Below are 19,066 nucleotides of genomic sequence, written 5' to 3'. Positions count from 1 at the left end.
ACTGAAAAAGATTAAAGGAACTCAAATGAGTATCGTAGAAATCAAAGTCCCCGATATCGGCGGTCACGAAAGCGTCGACATCATCGCCGTAGAAGTTAAAGCGGGCGACACCATCGCCGTTGACGACACCCTGATTACACTGGAAACCGACAAAGCCACGATGGATGTGCCTGCCGATGCGGCCGGTGTCGTGAAAGAAGTAAAAGTCAAAGTCGGCGACAAAATCTCCGAAGGCGGCGTAATTTTGACCGTTGAAACCGGTGCCGCCGCTGCCGAAGCCGCCCCGGCTGCTGCCGCCGAAGCACAACCTGCACCCGCTGCCGCAGGCGGTGCAACCGTTCAAGTAGCCGTTCCCGATATCGGCGGCCATACCGATGTAGATGTAATCGCCGTTGAAATCAAAGTTGGCGACACCGTTGCCGAAGACGACACGCTGATTACTTTGGAAACCGATAAAGCGACAATGGACGTACCTTGTACCGCTGCCGGTGTCGTTAAAGCCGTATTCTTAAAAGTCGGCGACAAAGTGTCCGAAGGCTCTGCCATTATCGAAGTGGAAACCGCCGGCTCTGCCGCAGCAGCTCCTGCGCCTGCCGCTCAAGCTGCCGCACCCGCCGCCGTGCCTACATCTGCCTCGCCTGCCGCTGCCAAAATCGATGAAGCCGCTTTCGCCAAAGCACACGCCGGTCCTTCCGCACGCAAACTGGCGCGCGAATTGGGCGTGGATTTGGGCCAAGTCAAAGGTAGCGGCTTGAAAGGCCGTATCATGGGAGACGACATCAAAGCCTTTGTGAAATCCGTAATGCAGGGCGGCGCGGCAAAACCTGCCGCAGCCGGCGCATCTTTGGGCGGCGGTCTGGACTTGCTGCCGTGGCCTAAAGTGGACTTCTCCAAATTCGGCAATGTCGAAGTTAAAGAATTGTCCCGCATTAAGAAAATCTCCGGTCAAAACCTGTCCCGCAACTGGGTGGTGATTCCGCACGTTACCGTACACGAAGAAGCGGATATGACCGAGCTGGAAGAATTCCGCAAACAGCTGAACAAAGAATGGGAACGCGAAGGCGTGAAACTGTCCCCGTTGGCGTTCATCATCAAAGCCTCCGTTTCCGCGCTGAAAGCCTTCCCCGAATTCAACGCTTCTTTGGACGGCGACAACCTGGTGCTGAAAAACTACTTCAACATCGGTTTCGCAGCCGATACGCCGAACGGCTTGGTTGTTCCCGTCATCAAAGACGTGGATCAAAAAGGCTTGAAACAAATCAGCCAAGAATTGACCGAATTGTCCAAAAAAGCCCGCGAAGGCAAGCTCAAACCGCAAGAAATGCAAGGCGCGTGCTTTACCATTTCCAGCTTGGGCGGCATCGGCGGCACAGGTTTCACGCCGATTGTGAACGCTCCCGAAGTCGCTATCTTGGGCGTGTGCAAATCCCAAATCAAACCGGTTTGGAACGGCAAAGAGTTTGCCCCGCGCCTGATGTGCCCGTTGAGCCTGTCCTTCGACCACCGCGTCATCGACGGTGCCGCCGGTATGCGCTTCACCGTATTCCTGGCGAACCTGTTGAAAGACTTCCGCCGCATTACCTTATAAAATAAAACATCCCTCTCAAGCAGTCTGATAATGTTTGGATTGCTTGAGATTGATGAGTGATGGTGTTAAATTCAAACTTTAAATTAATAACTTATGGGAAATTTCTTATTTATATAGAGGCATTAGTTGCCAACAAGATGAGCAAAATAATGGACAGTTAAAACCTAAAGGTAATAAAGCTGAAGTTGCAATTCGTTATGATGGTAAGTTTAAATATGATGGTAAAGCTACACATGGTCCAAGTGTGAAGAATGCAGTTTACGCCCATCAAATTGAAACAGATCTATATGACGGATGTTATATATCTACGACAACAGACAAGGAAATTGCCAAGAAATTTGCAACAAGCTCCGGCATCGAAAATGGCTATATATATGTTTTAAATAGAGATTTGTTTGGTCAATATTCTATTTTTGAATATGAGGTTGAACATCCAGAAAACCCAGATGAGAAGGAAGTAACAATCAGAGCTGAAGATTGTGGCTGTATTCCTGAAGAAGTGATTATTGCTAAAGAGTTGATAGAAATTAACTAAGTTGAAAGGTCAATATAATGGCTTTAGTTGAATTGAAAGTGCCCGACATTGGCGGACACGAAAATGTAGATATTATCGCGGTTGAAGTGAACGTTGGCGACACCATCGCCGTTGACGACACCCTGATTACCTTGGAAACCGACAAAGCGACGATGGACGTGCCTGCCGAAGTTGCGGGCGTGATCAAAGAAGTGAAAGTCAAAGTCGGCGACAAAATCTCCGAAGGCGGTTTGATTGTCGTCGTCGAAGCCGAAGGTGCGGCTGCCGCCCCTAAAGCCGAAGCGGCTGCCGCCCCGGCGCAAGAAGCACCCAAAGCTGCCGCTCCTGCTCCGCAAGCCGCGCAATTCGGCAGTGCTGCCGATGCCGAGTACGACGTGGTCGTATTGGGCGGCGGTCCCGGCGGTTACTCCGCTGCATTTGCCGCTGCCGATGAAGGCTTGAAAGTCGCCATCGTCGAGCGTTACAAAACTTTGGGCGGCGTTTGCCTGAACGTCGGCTGTATCCCTTCCAAAGCCTTGTTGCACAATGCCGCCGTTATCGACGAAGTGCGCCACTTGGCTGCCAACGGTATCAAATACCCCGAACCGGAACTCGACATCGATATGCTTCGCGCCTATAAAGACGGCGTGGTTTCCCGCCTCACGGGTGGTTTGGCAGGTATGGCGAAAAGCCGTAAAGTGGACGTTATCCAAGGCGACGGGCAATTCTTGGATCCTCACCACTTGGAAGTGTCGCTGACTGCCGGCGACGCGTACGAACAGGCAGCCCCTACCGGCGAGAAAAAAATCGTTGCCTTCAAAAACTGTATCATTGCAGCAGGCAGCCGCGTAACCAAACTGCCTTTCATTCCTGAAGATCCGCGCATCATCGATTCCAGCGGCGCACTGGCACTGAAAGAAGTACCGGGCAAACTGCTGATTATCGGCGGCGGCATTATCGGCCTCGAGATGGGTACGGTTTACAGCACGCTGGGTTCTCGCCTGGATGTGGTTGAAATGATGGACGGCCTGATGCAAGGCGCAGACCGCGACTTGGTTAAAGTATGGCAAAAACAAAACGAATACCGTTTTGACAACATTATGGTCAACACCAAAACCGTTGCAGTCGAGCCGAAAGAAGACGGCGTTTACGTTACCTTTGAAGGTGCAAATGCACCTAAAGAGCCGCAACGTTACGATGCCGTACTGGTCGCGGCAGGCCGTGCGCCTAACGGCAAACTCATCAGCGCAGAAAAAGCCGGTGTTGCCGTTACCGATCGTGGCTTCATCGAAGTTGACAAACAAATGCGCACCAACGTACCGCACATCTACGCTATCGGCGATATCGTCGGTCAACCGATGTTGGCACACAAAGCCGTTCACGAAGGTCACGTTGCCGCTGAAAACTGTGCCGGCCACAAAGCCTACTTCGACGCACGCGTTATTCCCGGCGTTGCCTACACTTCCCCCGAAGTGGCATGGGTCGGTGAAACCGAATTGTCTGCCAAAGCATCAGGCCGCAAAATCACCAAAGCCAACTTCCCATGGGCGGCTTCCGGTCGTGCGATTGCCAACGGTTGCGACAACGGCTTTACCAAGCTGATTTTCGATGCCGAAACCGGCCGCATCATCGGCGGCGGCATTGTCGGTCCGAACGGTGGCGACATGATCGGCGAAGTCTGCCTTGCCATCGAAATGGGCTGCGACGCGGCAGACATCGGCAAAACCATCCACCCGCACCCGACCTTGGGCGAATCCATCGGTATGGCTGCGGAAGTGGCTTTGGGTGTATGTACCGACCTGCCTCCTCAAAAGAAAAAATAAACCTGATGCTCTAAGCAGCCGATAAGGTTTATCCGAACAAATGCCGTCTGAACCCTTCAGGCGGCATTTTTATTTGGCTGTGTTTTAACCATCTGTCAATTTTAACTGGTTGCAAGGGAAAAGACGATTATTTTCCAGTTAGGCAGACACCTACACTATTGAATACCTTGAAGCTAAGCATGCCTATCAATACTATATTAAAATACAGCCTTTTATTTTTCCTCCATGCTTTCCAATAACAGATTTCAACTGGATTTCAATAGTTCCCCTATCCCGTCCGAATTCCATATCTAAACATTGGAAGCGTGTCCTGATATCGGATTAGAGACAATCAATTGTTTTTGAAACATGAAAATCCATCCTATTTCGAGACCGACAAAAATGCCGTCTGAACATTTCAGACGGCATTTGGCATAAACGGCATTAATGCGGCTGGCCGGAAACCATATCTCCCTCGTCAAAATCAGGATCGGGTTCATTTTGCAGCGTTTTCCCGTTTAACTTCAGGGCGTTGTTTTTAAGGGAAATGACCGTATCAATCTGATTACCGTCTAAAGTAAGATATTTTTCCCTTGCCATACTTTGGACCGTACTGTCCACCATCAGGCGCAATGTTTCATTAATATCGGCAATGCTTGCTCTGGCTTCCGCCTCATCTTCGGCATTTACACTGAAAATATTTCCAGCCTGACTTACCGCCAAATCTTCCAACATTTTTTGAGGAATACTCATTCTGATGTTTGCCTCGGTTTTCTTTAACATCAGTCCCAATTGGTTCAAATCTTCCTTCTTCATGCCTTTAAACATGATTTTTCCGCCCACATCAATTTTTCCCTGAGGCAGGGTGAAACGGAAAATTTTGATATTTAGTACCGGGTCATGGGTAAATAATCCGGAAGCATCGCCTTTGACTGCCGCAATCAAATCATTGCGGATTTGTTCCTCAGTCATTTTTTTGGCAGAAATTTGTGCAAACTTGCGTTTCAATACGGTTAAGGCAGAAGCATCGAGGTGTTCGGCAGCGATATGGATGTCCAGCGGGCCGTATTTTTCATCGCCGTACACCAACGTATCGAAACGGAACCGCCCTTCGCTGTCGATAAACGCGCCCGATTCCCCGGTCTTGGTTGAAAAAGCCAGCTTGCCGACTTCGATTTTGGAAGGTGCGATGCTGCCGTTGGGATTGATAAACGCGCCGATCTGCAAATCGGTAACGAGGTTGACCAGTTCGTTCAATTTGACGTTGTAATCGACACCCTCTTTCCATTCGAGCGAAAATTTTTCCAAAGTCAGATTGCTGCTGCCCAAAGCAAGCGGATTGATGCCGTCTGAAGTTTCCGAATCGAAATGCGCTTTTTCAAACGCGGCATCGCCTTTGTCTGCCAGCTTGATTTTGAACAAGGGCGCATCATAGCTGTTGCGGTAGCTTTTGAAACCTTTTTGATAAACCGTTTCCCCCGTCAGGCCTTCCCAGTGCAGCCTGATGCCCGACAGTTCTTCATAATCGAAAGCGGGAACACTGACTTCCATTTTACCGCTGCCGTTGAAATAAACGGTATTGGCAAGGGAAACCGGAACTTGTTTCCCAAAAAAGCGTTCCAAAACTTTTTCCGTTTCAGGCGCGTATTTGAACTCGGTTTCAATGTGCGCCTGCGTGCCGAATCCGCCGGCGAAAGGGCCGTGCGTGATATGGTTTACCAGCGTAACCGGCTGTTCCAACACTATTTTCAAGTTATCCGGCAGGTATTTCTGCGCATTATGCAGCAACTCGGGTTTCAGACGGATGACCGTCGTTTCCGTAGAGGTAAACCAGCCTCGATCATACTGGTGCGATTCGACGGTCAAAAAGCCCGTTTTCTGCAATATTTTTTGCTGCTGCGTCAGACTTTCTTCTGCTTTGACACCCAAATAATAAGGTGTACCCAAAGCAACGCCGAGCAATACTGCCGCAACTGAAATCAAAGGTTTTTTCATCACTTCAAACAAGCAGGTTTCAAAGGTACTAGAATAGCATTATTTAAGCATATCCCGCCATATTTCTTTAAAAGAAATGCCGTCTGAAACCTGTTCGGACGGCATTTTCGGAAACGGAGGCAGCTTAGAAATCCAATTCCGCCTTCAGCCAGTAAGTACGCGGCAGACCGACGACGGCGAAACTACGGTCAAATTGTCCGCGCTGTACCTGCCAGTAGTTTTTGTTGAACAGGTTTTCTACCGAGCTGCTGACGGTCAGGGTGTTTTTGCCCAGCTTGGTTTTGTAGCGCGCGCCTACGTCAACCAAGGTATAGGACGGGAAGGCGTATTGTTTTTGCGTGTCTTGATAAGACTTGCCGAAATACGAAACATTGCCGTTCAAGCTCAAACCTTTGGCAAACGGTGTATCCCGTTCAACGCCTGTTTTGACAATCACGCGCGGGTTGGCGACTTGTACGCCGTTAACCAGCATATCGCGCGCATTCGGATAATTCTTCACGGACGATTGCAGATACATCACGCCGAAAGTCGGGCGCAGGGTTTTGTTCAACAGGTTGGCATAGGCATTGAACTCAATACCGCGATTGCGTTCCATACCTTGCTCGTCGCCGGCTGCGCCTCCTGCTGCTTTATATGCTGCAAAATCAGTACCTTTTTTGGTATTGCCGCGCCAGTAGCCCGGGCGTTTGATTTGGAACGCGTTCAACGTGGTTACAAAATCGCCCCAGTTTTTACGCACGCCGATTTCAAACTGGCGGCTGACGCGCGGCTTCGCCATTGTCGTTTCGCCGGAATCATCGGTTTTGATATCGGCACGCTCCAAGTCTTCCATATAGTTGCCGCACACGACCAAATCAGGTTGCGGCACCCACGCCGCCATCAGCATCGGGCTGAAACGTTTGGCATCGCCGCTCTGTGATTTCTTCTTATCAGTGTATTCAACCGCTTGGAAACGTCCGCCCAAAGTCAGGGGGTATTTGTTATCAACGAAGCCCAAAGTATCGGACAAAGCCAAGCTGTTGACTTTGATATTGGCATCCAAGTTGGCCGAGTTCGCCCAAGAATTGGGATAGTCGGCTTTGAACGATGCCAATTGATTCGCAATATTTTCGTTTGCCTTCACTTCTATCTTGCTGTTGCCGTTCCCGCTGCCGTTTATGGTTTTCCGCTGGCGGATAACGCGGTCGAAAGCCGTACTCCAGTTATGCGTGACCGGGCCGGTTTCAAATTCGCCGCGTGCGGTCAGGTTCATACTCAAAGTACGGAAATATTGGTCGGTCAGGCGCGCCGTGCCGGTGTGGTATTGGTTGGCAGCCATGCAGGTTTTGGTTTGGCTGCTCGCACCGCTTGTACCGCAAACGGTTGGGGAAATCAGCGTACCGTAATAACGCGCTTTGTTGTAGCCGATACCGCCGGTAATTTAGGTATTGTCAAACGCATCCCATTCAAACGTCAGCATATTGGTTTCGCCGACGGTATTTTGCCAGTTCCAAGAAGGCAGCAGGTTGATTTTGCCGTCGGGCGCGTCGAACAAGCGTCCGCCGGCGTTTTGGATATCCTTCATACGCGCGCGGCCGCCGTTGATTTTGCGTTTCGCGTAGATGGAGTCGAACGTCACGCGCAGTTTTTCGCCGCGATAATCGGCATTTAAGGCAAATTCTTTGTTGTCTTCTCTGTAACCGTGGCGCGGGGTGTCGCCGTGGCGCAGTTTGCCGTTGGCACGCACGCCGAATGCTTTGTTTTCGCCGAAGCGTTGCCCTAAGTCGAACCTACCTTGGGCGCGGTTGTTGCCGAACCGGGCCAAACCGATTTTGCGGTTGCCTTCGTCGGCGGCTTTTTTGGTTTCGATGTTGACGGAACCGGATACCGCGCCTTCAGGGTATGCCGTTTACGGCGGTGGACGCGCCTTTAATCAGTTGTGCGAAGCCGACTTGCACGCTCGCCGTGCCTTGCGTGCCATACATTCCTGCCAAGCCGTTTACGCTGAATTGGCGCGCATCAAGCTGATAACCACGGAAATACAGACCGGTCAGCGTGTTGCTTTCGCCGCCAAACTCTCAAACGGAAGCGTCTTTTTTGGCTACGGCATCCACTAAAGTACGCGCCTCGGTATTGTTGAAGGCTTGTTCGTCGTAGTTGACGACGGTAATCGGCGCGGTAAACGCGTTGGCTTTACCCAATACGCCCAAATTTACGCGGTCGCGCAAGTCGCCATCGCTGGCGATGGAGTAAGAATGCGCGGCTTTGACGCGCTTGGCATCGGCGCGGACATGAACCTGTCCGAGTTCGCCATGCTGCGGAGTATTGTCGGCGGCAGATGAAAACGCGCTCAAAATCAACAGCGGCATTAAGGCAAGTTTTTTGTTCATGAAAACGCTCTCTTTTTTAAGTATTGGGGAATTAAAGATAAAACAAACAAACTTATCGGATATTTCGGGCGGCAATTATATTTGATAATCACAACTATTACCGAAAAACTTAATCAGGCGGAGCTATCCGACTGTTAAATATTGGTTTATTTTTGTGGCTGTACTAGATTATCCCTAAATTCCACACCGATCCCGCAGGATTTTTAGCTGCCGGGACGGTGTGCCGAAGTTAAGTCGAAATTCGCATTCCCTCAACAACGGCGGGAAAGGTTTACGATCGATTCCGTTGTATTTCCGCAAGGCGCGTTTTGCCTGATTCCAAAAGTTCCCAATGCCGTTAATGTGGTTCCGACGGTCTGCAAATTCCTTGGAACGGTTGATGCGGCAACGGGTAAAACCGCCCGCGTCCAACTTGCCGCGGCTGCCCGGGCTATCGGCATAAACAATACCGTCCGGCATGATTTTCTTTTTGACGGCAGGGAGCAACGTTTCAGGCTCGGCATCGTCCGCGGCAACGGTATATACCGCCCGTTGCGTTTCGGAATGCCGAAGACAACCGCTTTTCCTGCCGCGCCGCGACCGCGTCTGCCTTTACGCCGTACGCCGAAACAGCTTCCGCCCGGCCGGCGGCCCGAAAACCTCATCGGCAGCCAAGGCCAAACGATGGTTGGCAACCGTGCGGATTTTACGGTAAAACAGTGCCGCCGAATCGGGATGGATACCCAAAATATCGGCGGCAGAACGGGCGGTAACTTCCGGTACAAAAGAACGGAGCGGTTCTTTTTGTACTTCTTTCTTTAATTTGCAGTGTGTTATCTTCATATTTCGAGGGTAACATATCTGCTAATCTGGTACAGACCCAAAAACAAAGCACGGATAACACCGCGCTTTTTCATCCGCCCTGTTCCGCCCGCCCGTTCGTCAACCGCCTGCAAACCCACCGTTTACCGGCAGGAAATGCCATAAATCCCCGCCTATGTTAGGATAAACGCCTTTACCGGCCCACACAAAGGATTATCATCATGAAAAAAATCATCTTCGCCGCGCTCGCAGCGGCAGCCGTCGGCACTGCCTCCGCCACCTACAAAGTGGACGAATATCACGCCAACGTCCGTTTCGCCATCGACCACTTCAACACCAGCACCAACGTCGGCGGTTTTTACGGTCTGACCGGTTCCGTCGAGTTCGATCAAGCAAAACGCGACGGCAAAATCGACATCACCATTCCCGTCGCCAACCTGCAAAGCGGTTCGCAACCCTTCACCGGCCACCTGAAATCCGCCGACATCTTCGATGCCGCTCAATATCCGGACATCCGCTTCGTTTCCACCAAATTCAACTTCAACGGCAAAAAACTTGTTTCCGTTGACGGCAACCTGACCATGCGCGGCAAAACCGCCCCCGTCAAACTCAAAGCCGAAAAATTCAACTGCTACCAAAGCCCGATGGCGGAAACCGAAGTTTGCGGCGGCGACTTCAGCACCACCATCGACCGCACCAAATGGGGCGTGGACTACCTCGTTAACGCCGGTATGACCAAAAACGTCCGCATCGACATCCAAATCGAAGCTGCAAAACAATAAGCCTTGATGCGAATCAGCACAAATGCCGTCTTCATCAAACCGCCCTGCCAACCGTAAGCCGATATGGCGGAGCACAACCCGCCGAAAGATATTTTGGCGGCAGGCGGGGCTTGCCGGAAAGTCCGGAAAGTAACGACCGAAAACAACGTTTCCCGTTTTCAGACGGCATACGATATGGACAATTTCATCCGGCCGGTATAGTGTTCGTCCTGCTGCGGCATCTTTCCGATGGCGCATTTTTTCAATATTAATTATCCGACTTACAAAGGTAAAAACATGACTGTCCGTATCGAACACGATTTATTGGGCGACCGCGAGATTCCCGCCGAAGTGTATTGGGGCATCCACACCCTGCGCGCCATTGAAAACTTTAAAATCTCCACACAAAAAATTTCCGACGTGCCGCAGTTTGTCCGCAGTATGGTGATGGTGAAAAAAGCAACCGCGCAGGCAAACGGCGAATTGGGTGCAGTAAAACCCGAAATCGCCGCCGCCATTGAAAAGGCTTGCGACGAAGTTCTGCTGAACAACCGCTGCCTCGACCAATTCCCGTCCGACGTGTATCAGGGCGGTGCGGGAACTTCGGTCAATATGAACACCAACGAAGTCATCGCCAACCTTGCATTGGAAGCCTTGGGCTATGAGAAAGGCCGCTACGACATCGTCAATCCGATGGATCACGTCAACGCCAGCCAATCCACCAACGATGCCTATCCCACGGGCTTCCGCCTTGCCGTGTATTACAGCATCGGCGAATTGCTCGACAAACTGACCGTATTGAAAAACGCCTTTGCCGCCAAAGCCGAAGCGTTTAAAGACGTTTTGAAAATGGGTCGCACCCAGCTTCAAGATGCCGTACCGATGACGGCAGGCCAGGAATTCCAATCTTTCCAAGTATTGTTGGAAGAGGAAATCCTCAACCTTGACCGCACCCGCCAACTGCTCTTGGAAGTCAATTTGGGCGCAACGGCAATCGGCACGGGCGTGAACACGCCCAAAGGCTACGCCGAACTGGTGGTCAAAAAACTCTCCGAAGTCAGCGGCTTGCCTTGCAAACTGACTGAAAACCTGATCGAAGCGACCTCCGACTGCGGTGCATATGTGATGGTACACGGCGCATTGAAACGCACGGCCGTCAAACTCTCTAAAATCTGCAACGATTTGCGCCTTCTCTCTTCCGGTCCGCGCGCCGGTTTGAAAGAAATCAACCTGCCCGAATTGCAGGCCGGTTCTTCCATCATGCCTGCCAAAGTCAATCCCGTGATTCCCGAAGTCGTCAACCAAGTCTGCTTCAAAGTCATCGGCAACGATACGACGATTACCTTCGCCGCCGAATCCGGGCAACTGCAATTAAACGTTATGGAGCCGGTCATCGCCCAATGTATGTTTGAAACCATTTCCCTCTTGGGCAATGCCGCAGTCAACCTATCCGACAAATGCGTCAAAGGCATTACGGTCAACCGCGAAATCTGCGAACGTTACGTTTTCAACTCCATCGGGCTGGTGACTTATCTGAATCCGTACATCGGCCACCGCAACGGCGACTTGGTCGGCAAAATCTGCGCCCAAACCGGCAAAGGCGTGCGCGAAGTCGTACTGGAGCGCGGCCTGTTAAGCGAAGAAGAAATCAACCGCATCCTCTCCCCCGAGAACCTGATGAATCCTCATCTGTAAACATTACGGACAAATGCCGTCTGAAAGGAAGCGCCCTTTCAGACGGCATTTTTTATCACCCGACTGGTCAAAACCGATATTTAAAACCCAACAGCCATTCGTTTTGGCGGTAGCGGTAATACACCGCGTTGCTGTGTGCGATTGTTCGCCTGAAACGCAGTTCGGGATATACGCCTTTGATATTCCATTGCGGAAAACCCGCCGCAGCCATCATGATGTATTGCTTGTCGCGCCGCCGTTTGTTATCGCTGACGAAACTTGCCGCGTCATAAAGGCTGCGGCGGTAGAGCAGGACGGCGTTTAAATAAGTACCGCCCGAAAAAAGCCTATACGCGCCCAGCCGAGCCGTATATTCTTTGCTGGAAGAGGATTTTTCGGGATAGGCTTTGCGTGCGGCATCGAAATTTACAAGCAGGCCGCTTTTCAGCGTGATGGAAAATTCCGCCCCCGCGCCGAGTTCGTATTGTTTGAAATCGGCAAAATAAGTTTTGCTTTGTCCGCCGTATCCGGTCTTTTTTGCTCCGGCATGTGAGTTAATGCGCCAGTGCGGGGAGAGTGTGCGCGACCAGTCGGCATCCGCACCCCATGCTCGGTAGTGGGTGTGGCGGTTGCGGAAATCGTATTCGAAATAAGGCAGCAGGGAAAAGGAGGAGCGTGCGTCGGCATAGGCGTATCCCGCGTACAGCGAACCGTTGCGATAGCCGTAATCCGGCATAGCCGCCGAATCTTTGTCTTTTTCCGTGTAGCGGTTGCCGTACAGTACACCGCGCACCTGTACGCCGTGATTCCCTTTGAGCGGGACGGTTTTTTCGGCGGTCGCGCTATAGGATGAGAAGGTCGAATCCGTTGGCGCGGGCAGGGTGCGCTCCATCAGGCACATGCCCGCAATTTCCCACACGCATTGGTTGATGCCGTTGCCTTGGTTTACATTGCTGTTATAGCCGTAGCCGAGGCTGATTTGGCCGTGCCAGCGGCGGCGTTTGCCCAGTTCGGACAGGTAGTTTTCCACGATGGGGCGGGTTTCTGCGGGAATGTCCGTTTTCAGAACTTTCTCAAACGCGGCGGCAGACTCTTTGTTTTGGTTGTCTTCGGCATAAAACCGCCCCGCTTCGAGCAGCAGGCGGGGGTTGTCGGGTTCGGCTTCCAAGGCCGTCTGAAAACTGTTCCCCGCCGCGCGGAAATCCCCTTCGTCCCGTTTTTGCAGCGCATCGGCCAAATGAATCAGCGCGGGTTTGTGCCGGGGCAGTTTGGCGTAGCGGGCGGCGAACTGCCGCACCTTGTGCCACTGCCGCGCATTGAGGGCGTGGTAAATTGCGCTTTCCAGTTCTTCCGCCGTATCGCCGACTTGGTAGATTTCGCCGCCTATCGAAATATAGCCGTCGTTTTCCTCTACTTCCCCGCGTGCCTGTTCCGTGTCCAGCCAACCGCTTTCGCGGTATTGCTGCGTTTGGCGGCTGCCCTCGTCCAGCAGGCGGCGGCGTTCGTCGGCGGGGTTGTCGGCGTGGGCGGTGATGGGCAGAAGCAGGCAGAAGAGGGCGAGGCTGAGTGGTTTGTTCATGGTTGCCTTCCGAAAAGATAAAGTAACGCAGGTTTTAATTGCTGTCCCAAAATGTCCGATAGGCCGAAACCGTATGGGATAGGCGATGTTTATTTACAAATATCAAATTTCAGGTAGCCTGTGTTGAACACGGGCTACCTGAAACCGAGCAGCAATCCGTATCGGACGGATGATTTATATGGCTTGGCAGTCGGCATAAAACGGCAGCTTGAAACTCCTCAGGGGTTAAATCCAGCCTAGCCGTTGCCAAACCAAATCGGATGGCAGCTGTTATTTGCGGGTCTCAATATCGGTGGCGCTACCGCCGAAAGCTACGTCATCGCCGACATTACCGGTACCACGTGTGGTATAGCCGGCCATGGCTGCCGCCTGGTTGCCGTAGAAGCGGCCGGTCATGCCTTGACTGGGATCGGCAAAGGTACCATTTCTGTTATCGATTTTGGCGTGATCAAAATCGACGTGATCGGAACTGCGGCTGATTCTGCCTGCCATCGTCCCGGTTATACCAGAACCGAAGGTGGCGGTTACCTGACCGGTATAGAAATCGTTCTGCCCCGGGGTGTGCTTATTGATACCCAGCACATTGTAGGTGGCGGTTCTCACACCGGTGGTGTTGCCGGTGGGATTATCGCCCACATACCAAACGGTGCGTTTACCATCCGCCATATTCAGGTCGGTGCTGATTTGCTGCGGGTTACCGGCACGCGGCGCCCATTCGCCGAAGAAGACGTTGCCGTTGCTGCCGCCCATGCCCGGCACTTTGGCGATTACCAGGCCGCCGAACTTGGGTGCGGCGGGGATTGCCGGGTTGGCTATCTGGCGCACACTGTACACTTCAGTGTTGTTGTGGTGGTTTTCATACCACACCTGACCCAACGTTGGGTTGTAGAACCAGCCGATAACCGGTTTCACATCGCCTAAGCGCAGATATTGCAGATTGCGCGTACCATCAACATTAGCATAGGGATCGTTGCCGTTAATCGGTGCCTGATATTTCGCACGGATATATTTGACCGGACCATCATCCAGATTGATGGATTTCGACCAACTTCCACCGTTATTGATACTGAATGCCAAACCGGCCTTACCGGCACCGAAAGGTTGCTTGTCAGAGGTGCCGGGGCGAACTGTCGTCGGGTCACTATTTGGATCTTGGCTTTTCCTTTGGCTGGAACCACCAGCCGGAGCAGCCGCAGCCACACCAAAAACGCCGCACAGCAAGACGGCCAACAGGGTTTTATTACGTATAGACATAATCGTTTCCTTAATTAAGAGTTAAACAAAAGCCACCGTTTTATTACCGCCGAACCGGCGGAAAAAACGGTAAAAACCATTACCTCGGATAAGCGGGGCCGGTTGGGTTTGTGCGTCCGGAGTGTTCAATTGTTTGTTGTTATATCCAATCCGTTTTCAGGTAGCCTTCCCGCCATACCCGCAGGCTACCTGAAAACCCCACTCCGCCCTGCGGCTAGAACTTGGCAGTCAGCCCGAAGGTAACCGTCCGGCCCGGCCCGGGGGCGGCAACGTTGGACATCGGGTCGAGATAGTAGCGGTTGGTCAGGTTGGTGATGCCGAGGTTGACGTTGAGGTTTTTGTGCAGCCGGTAGCGGCCATAAACATCCCAAGTCAGCGATGACCGCCAATGGTGGGGCTTGCCGGTGGTATCGAAGATGATGCCCAAATCCTTTTGCAGCAGTTGGTCGTATTGCTTGGTGTTGACCCGGCTGTGGTAGATGCCGCGCAGGCCGAGCTCCAGTTTCTCGCCCAACAGGCGCACCCCGGCATCCAGGTTTATTGAATATTTCGGCTGCAAGGCCTGATAGCCGCGCGTACTGCCGTAGCCGCCTTCGATGCAGATCGGCACGCCTTTGGCACCATAAGGGTCGTAATCGAAAGCGGTATCGCGGTCACACATCTGCTGTTTCAGGCGGTAGGTGGCACCGAGCGCGGCAAAGAAGCGGCCGGTGTCGATGCGGCTCTGCCATTCCAGCCCGGCGGTGTCCTTGCGGTCGTATTGCACGGTGCGGAAATAATCTGTGGTTTCGATCACATTTTGGATACGGTTGCGGTAGTAGGTCAGGCGCATATCGCCGGCACGCAGCCGGCTCCAATACGGGGCAAAATTGAAGCTATAGCCGATTTCCCAGCTGCGGCTGCGTTCCGGCTTGAAGCGGAAATTTGGGGCCTTCGGCATACCGGCATAGGCCACGTCGTTATAAAAACTGCCCACCTCATACACGCTGGGGAAGCGGCTCATCTGCGCATAGCGTACGAACAGGCGGCTGTTGTCGGTCAGATCGTAGCTGACGGCGATGGTCGGCGCCCAGGCATGGGCACGGATCGGTTTGGGCTGCGCCCAATACTGTTCCTCGGTATAGTGCCGACCGATGATTTTGAGACCGAGACCGGTATCATCACCGTACTCGGGATAGCCGACTTGAAAATTGGTTACTTTTCCCGATAGGTTATGAGCAAGGCAAGAGGCCGCATCACTTCTTATACAGTCGATAGGATTCCCCACGCCTGCCCAATATCGATAATGCGTCCCGTGCAGCCCCTGCGGATTGGTCACTTTTTCCTGATAATTGCTGACGAAATCATGAAAATGCTGGGGCAATGCGCCGCTGTCCAGCTTGCCGTTGACAAACGGCACATAAACGGGGCGCACCCGATAGAGCGGTTGGTTCTGTGCCTCGTTAACCCCGCCGAACCGTCCGTCAAAATAGGCACGGCCATCGTTGCCGATATACACATAACCATCGGTACGATACGAGCCGTCATAGTATTTCAGCAAATGGTAACGGGCGCCGTGCGCCTGTTCTGCCTGTACTGCCGCGGCAATGGCGGCAGCATCGCCTGACTGATACGCCTGCCGAAGCTGTTCGGCCACCACATTCCAGTCACGCCGCTCCTGATCGCCTGCCAGTTCGAAATACGGCAGATAGGCACCATCGGCATAATGCTGGGTTCCATCGCCTGCCTGATAGCGCGGGTCGCGGCGGGCACGCCCTTCGGCCAGGGCGGTATCGAAGCCCCGGAAGTTGTGGTAGCGGATGCCGGCGGAGATTTTCAGGCGGTCGGCGGCCTGCCAGTCGAACACCAAATTGGTGCCCCATTCGCGCCGCTCGCCGCCGCGCGGCCCGGCCAGCTTGGTCAGGCCGGTTACCATGCCGGCCAGGTTGAACAGGTCTTGCGAATTGACGATTTCCACTTCCTCCGCCAGTTTCTCTTTCTGATAATCGGCGGCCAAGGTCATGCTCAGGCGGTCTCTGAGGCGGAAGCGGTTGCTGATATCGAAACCGGTGCGGCTGACGCGGGTTTTCTGCTCGGCGCCGGAAATCACGCGGAATTGGCCGTTGTCGTTCGGGGTCATGGCCAACACCTGTTCTTTGGTCAGGCCGTTGACGCCGAAATCATTCATCAGGTCGTTGCAGCTGCTGTAGTTGTCGACGTGCTCGGGCGGTATCCGGCCGCGTTGGGTACACCAATACCAAACGTCGTAGAAGGGATCGGGGCGGGCGGAAGACAAATCCATGCCGCCACTCTGGTGGCGGGTGCTGTTGGTTTTGATGCGCCACAGGTTGGCCTGCAGATCGACCCAGCGGCTGTTTTCCGGCTTCCAGGCCCAGCCGAGTTTGTAGGTGTCGGTGCGGATGGTGGAATCGATGCTCTGCGCCTGTGGCGACAGTTCTTTGGGGCGGTTGGTCTCGTTGTGCTCTTCCATATTCATCACATAGGTGGTGTGGAAGGGGTTGATCTCTCCGAAGCGCACGTCGGTGCGCATATATTGCCAGCCGAGCCGATGGCTGCCGGGCAGGTGCCAGTTGTTTTTCAGCAGCAGGGTTTTGGTTTCGGTGTTGCTGTTGAGCACTTCCACCCCGGGGTGGTAGATGCGCGCCATATTGGGGATGAAGGTGGCGGAATTTTTGCAGTTGAAATCGCTGCCGCCTTCGTCGTAGCATTTTTGCAGGTCGTATACCGGATTATTCAGGTAGCCTTCCGCACCCTTGCGACCGGCGAAGTAGTTGCCTTTGTTGCGGTAGCTGTAGGCGGCAAGGCCGTCTGAAAGTTCGGTTTTGAAGGCGGCGGCGGCCATATAACTGCGGTCGCCGCCGAAGCGCCAGTTGTCGCGGCCGCTTTTGTGCTGCGGCGGGGTAAAGTTGTCTACCACCAACGCCTGCGGGCTCTGCTGTCCGGTGATCGGGTCAGAACCGCCGCCCGCGCCGTCGGCGGTGGCGCCGAGCGGCAGGGTGCGGTAGTCTTCCCAGCCCAGCCATTGGTTGAGGTTGTTGGCCGGGCGGGTTCTGTTGTTGGCAAACTCGGTTTTCAGCTGGAAGCCGAATTTCTGCCCTTCGGGCACGATGTCGCCGGCTTCGATGGTGCGGATGGACATCGCGCCGCCGACGCCCGATTTCACGCCGCGCGTGAGGGCGGGGCTTTTTTCCACCGCGATGCTGCGGAACAGGGCGGGGTCGAGGTAGTTGCGGTCGCCCACGCCGTAGTTGTTCATCCATACGTCGATGGTTTGTTCGGTGCCGTCTATGGTAACCGGGATGCGGCCCTTGCCGGTGATACCGCGTATGTTGGGCGTGATGGCGCCGCCGGCGGTGCGGGTGTTCATGTTGTACACGCCGTTTAGGCCTTTGAGTACGTCGCCGGCGGATTGGACGCGGTAGCGTTCGAGGTATTCTTTGCCGACGTAGGCGTTGGAGACGTTTTTGTAATACACGTCGTCCGCGCCTTTTTGGTCGGCACTGCGTTTGCCATGGACGACTATGGTATTCAGTTCTTTCTGCTGTTCGGTATTGTTCGGGGTGTCTGCAAAAGCCAATGCGCCAAATGCACCTGCAAGGCTTAGGATAATGGTCTTAGGTTTGGGGGAGAATCCGGACATCATGTATTCCTTATTAAGAATATAAAATGAATTTTATTAAGATACACTCATAATAAGAATTATTTGAAATTTTTAATTATTATTAATATTTAAATTATAATTAAAAATAACTATTATTAATTAAATTTTGAATCTGCCCGTATAACAAAATGCCGTCTGAAGCAGCATTTTCCTGTTTCAGACGGCATTTTGTTATATCAATCAGCCGGATTATATGCCGAACAGTGCCTTAACTTCTGTCCAATAGAACAGGCAGGCAATGGAGCATAATGACAGTACAATGCCTGCCGTATTGATTGTGTTGATTTTTTCCTTAAAGAACAATGCGCCCGAAAGCGTCCCTAAAACAATCACACCGATATTCATACCGGCAAAAACCAGCGTGGGACTGTCCTTCATCATTTGGTGCGCAGTGATGTAGGTTACGATGTTCATAAAATTCAAACCGCCCAAGAGTATGCCGCCGACCACGCTCTCAACGCGCCATCTGACCGATTTGGCAAACAGGCAGGCAAACATCAGCACACCCGCCAGCGCAAATGCAACCAGCAGGTTGCCCGCAAATGCCGTGCCGCTTTTGGCAATCTGTTTGAACAGGATGTCGATAATGCCGTAACCCGCCCACACACCGAGCAGCAATAACGCCTGCCGCCACGCGCTGCCTGATTTTTTGCCGCTGTCGCTTTTCCAAAGCAGGCAGAACAGTGCGGCAAAGGCGAGGCACAGTCCGATCAGTTTGCCTTCACTGAGTTTTTCGCCAAACAGCGTCAAAGCGGCAACAATCGGTAAAAACAGCGACAAACGCTGCGCCGCGTCGGATTTGACGATACCGGCGGATTCTACGGATTTGCCCATAATGACAAATACGGACGGCAGCAGCACGCCCAAAGCGGCAAACAGCGGCCACGTCGGCAAAAATGCACCGATATTGCCGACATCCGGCTTCAATACCGACAGGGTCAGTATGACCGCGACCACATAATTGACGGCGACCGCCTGCGCGATGTCGATTTTTTTCTTCCTTGCCATTTTCAGCAAAATGGAAACCGACACGCTGAACACGATGCTGATTAACAGGTAGGCCATGCT

11 protein-coding genes and 2 pseudogenes are annotated in these 19,066 nt (G+C 52.9%); 6 read left to right on the top strand and 7 right to left on the bottom strand.

Features of this window, described 5'->3' with window-relative positions; translation table 11 throughout:
- Positions 1-25 precede the first annotated feature (25 nt).
- The 3 genes from aceF (at position 26) to lpdA (ending at position 3,925) form a co-directional block, all read left to right on the top strand.
- Positions 26-1,588 carry a dihydrolipoyllysine-residue acetyltransferase gene (gene aceF / locus HT085_RS03235; protein WP_003701407.1) on the top strand — a complete coding sequence of 521 codons (1,563 nt, stop codon included), beginning with the start codon at positions 26-28 and terminating at the stop codon, positions 1,586-1,588.
- Between the two features lie 100 nt (positions 1,589-1,688).
- Positions 1,689-2,123: a hypothetical protein gene (locus tag HT085_RS03230; RefSeq protein ID WP_029670159.1), complete on the top strand. Its 435-nt coding sequence runs from the start codon at positions 1,689-1,691 to the stop codon at positions 2,121-2,123.
- A gap of 17 nt (positions 2,124-2,140) precedes the next feature.
- Positions 2,141-3,925: a dihydrolipoyl dehydrogenase gene (lpdA, locus tag HT085_RS03225; protein ID WP_003691354.1), complete on the top strand. Its 1,785-nt coding sequence runs from the start codon at positions 2,141-2,143 to the stop codon at positions 3,923-3,925.
- Between the two features lie 423 nt (positions 3,926-4,348).
- Here the strand turns inward: lpdA and HT085_RS03220 are convergent, their stop codons facing one another.
- The 3 genes and pseudogenes from HT085_RS03220 to HT085_RS03210 all read right to left on the bottom strand — a co-directional run bounded on the left by HT085_RS03220 (position 4,349) and on the right by HT085_RS03210 (position 9,090).
- The gene (locus HT085_RS03220) at positions 4,349-5,899 is read right to left on the bottom strand and encodes a YdgA family protein (protein WP_003688997.1); all 1,551 of its coding nucleotides are present in this window, start codon (positions 5,897-5,899) and stop codon (positions 4,349-4,351) included.
- 124 nt (positions 5,900-6,023) lie between these two features.
- Positions 6,024-8,268 (bottom strand): annotated as a pseudogene (locus HT085_RS03215) (TonB-dependent receptor).
- 174 nt (positions 8,269-8,442) lie between these two features.
- Positions 8,443-9,090, bottom strand: a pseudogene (locus tag HT085_RS03210) (IS1595 family transposase).
- A 200-nt stretch (positions 9,091-9,290) separates the two neighbouring features.
- On the opposite strand from HT085_RS03210, the gene HT085_RS03205 reads away from it, so the two are divergent.
- The 3 genes from HT085_RS03205 to aspA all read left to right on the top strand — a co-directional run bounded on the left by HT085_RS03205 (position 9,291) and on the right by aspA (position 11,525).
- Positions 9,291-9,851, top strand: coding sequence for a YceI family protein (locus HT085_RS03205; protein ID WP_003691360.1), 561 nt, complete (start codon positions 9,291-9,293; stop codon positions 9,849-9,851).
- 63 nt (positions 9,852-9,914) lie between these two features.
- Entirely contained in the window at positions 9,915-10,052 is a 138-nt protein-coding gene (locus tag HT085_RS03200) for a hypothetical protein (protein WP_003691361.1), read from the top strand.
- A 75-nt stretch (positions 10,053-10,127) separates the two neighbouring features.
- Positions 10,128-11,525, top strand: a complete 1,398-nt coding sequence (aspA, locus tag HT085_RS03195) for an aspartate ammonia-lyase (RefSeq protein WP_003691363.1) — start codon at positions 10,128-10,130, stop codon at positions 11,523-11,525.
- A 67-nt stretch (positions 11,526-11,592) separates the two neighbouring features.
- On the opposite strand, the gene HT085_RS03190 is transcribed toward aspA, so the two are convergent.
- The 4 genes from HT085_RS03190 to HT085_RS03175 form a co-directional block, all read right to left on the bottom strand.
- On the bottom strand, positions 11,593-13,083 hold the full coding sequence (locus HT085_RS03190) for a surface lipoprotein assembly modifier (RefSeq protein ID WP_003691365.1): 1,491 nt from the start codon (positions 13,081-13,083) through the stop codon (positions 11,593-11,595).
- A 270-nt stretch (positions 13,084-13,353) separates the two neighbouring features.
- Positions 13,354-14,337 carry a Slam-dependent surface lipoprotein gene (locus HT085_RS03185; protein WP_003689006.1) on the bottom strand — a complete coding sequence of 328 codons (984 nt, stop codon included), beginning with the start codon at positions 14,335-14,337 and terminating at the stop codon, positions 13,354-13,356.
- A 214-nt stretch (positions 14,338-14,551) separates the two neighbouring features.
- On the bottom strand, positions 14,552-17,980 hold the full coding sequence (locus tag HT085_RS03180; RefSeq protein WP_003689008.1) for a TonB-dependent receptor domain-containing protein: 3,429 nt from the start codon (positions 17,978-17,980) through the stop codon (positions 14,552-14,554).
- Positions 17,981-18,187: 207 nt separating this feature from the next.
- Positions 18,188-19,063, bottom strand: coding sequence for a DMT family transporter (locus HT085_RS03175; protein ID WP_003689009.1), 876 nt, complete (start codon positions 19,061-19,063; stop codon positions 18,188-18,190).
- Positions 19,064-19,066 lie beyond the last annotated feature (3 nt).

This window comes from Neisseria gonorrhoeae, from assembly GCF_013030075.1.
GTDB classification, from domain to species: domain Bacteria; phylum Pseudomonadota; class Gammaproteobacteria; order Burkholderiales; family Neisseriaceae; genus Neisseria; species Neisseria gonorrhoeae.
Note: the sequence above shows the minus strand (reverse complement) of the source record. Positions and strands in the feature narration are given on the sequence as shown.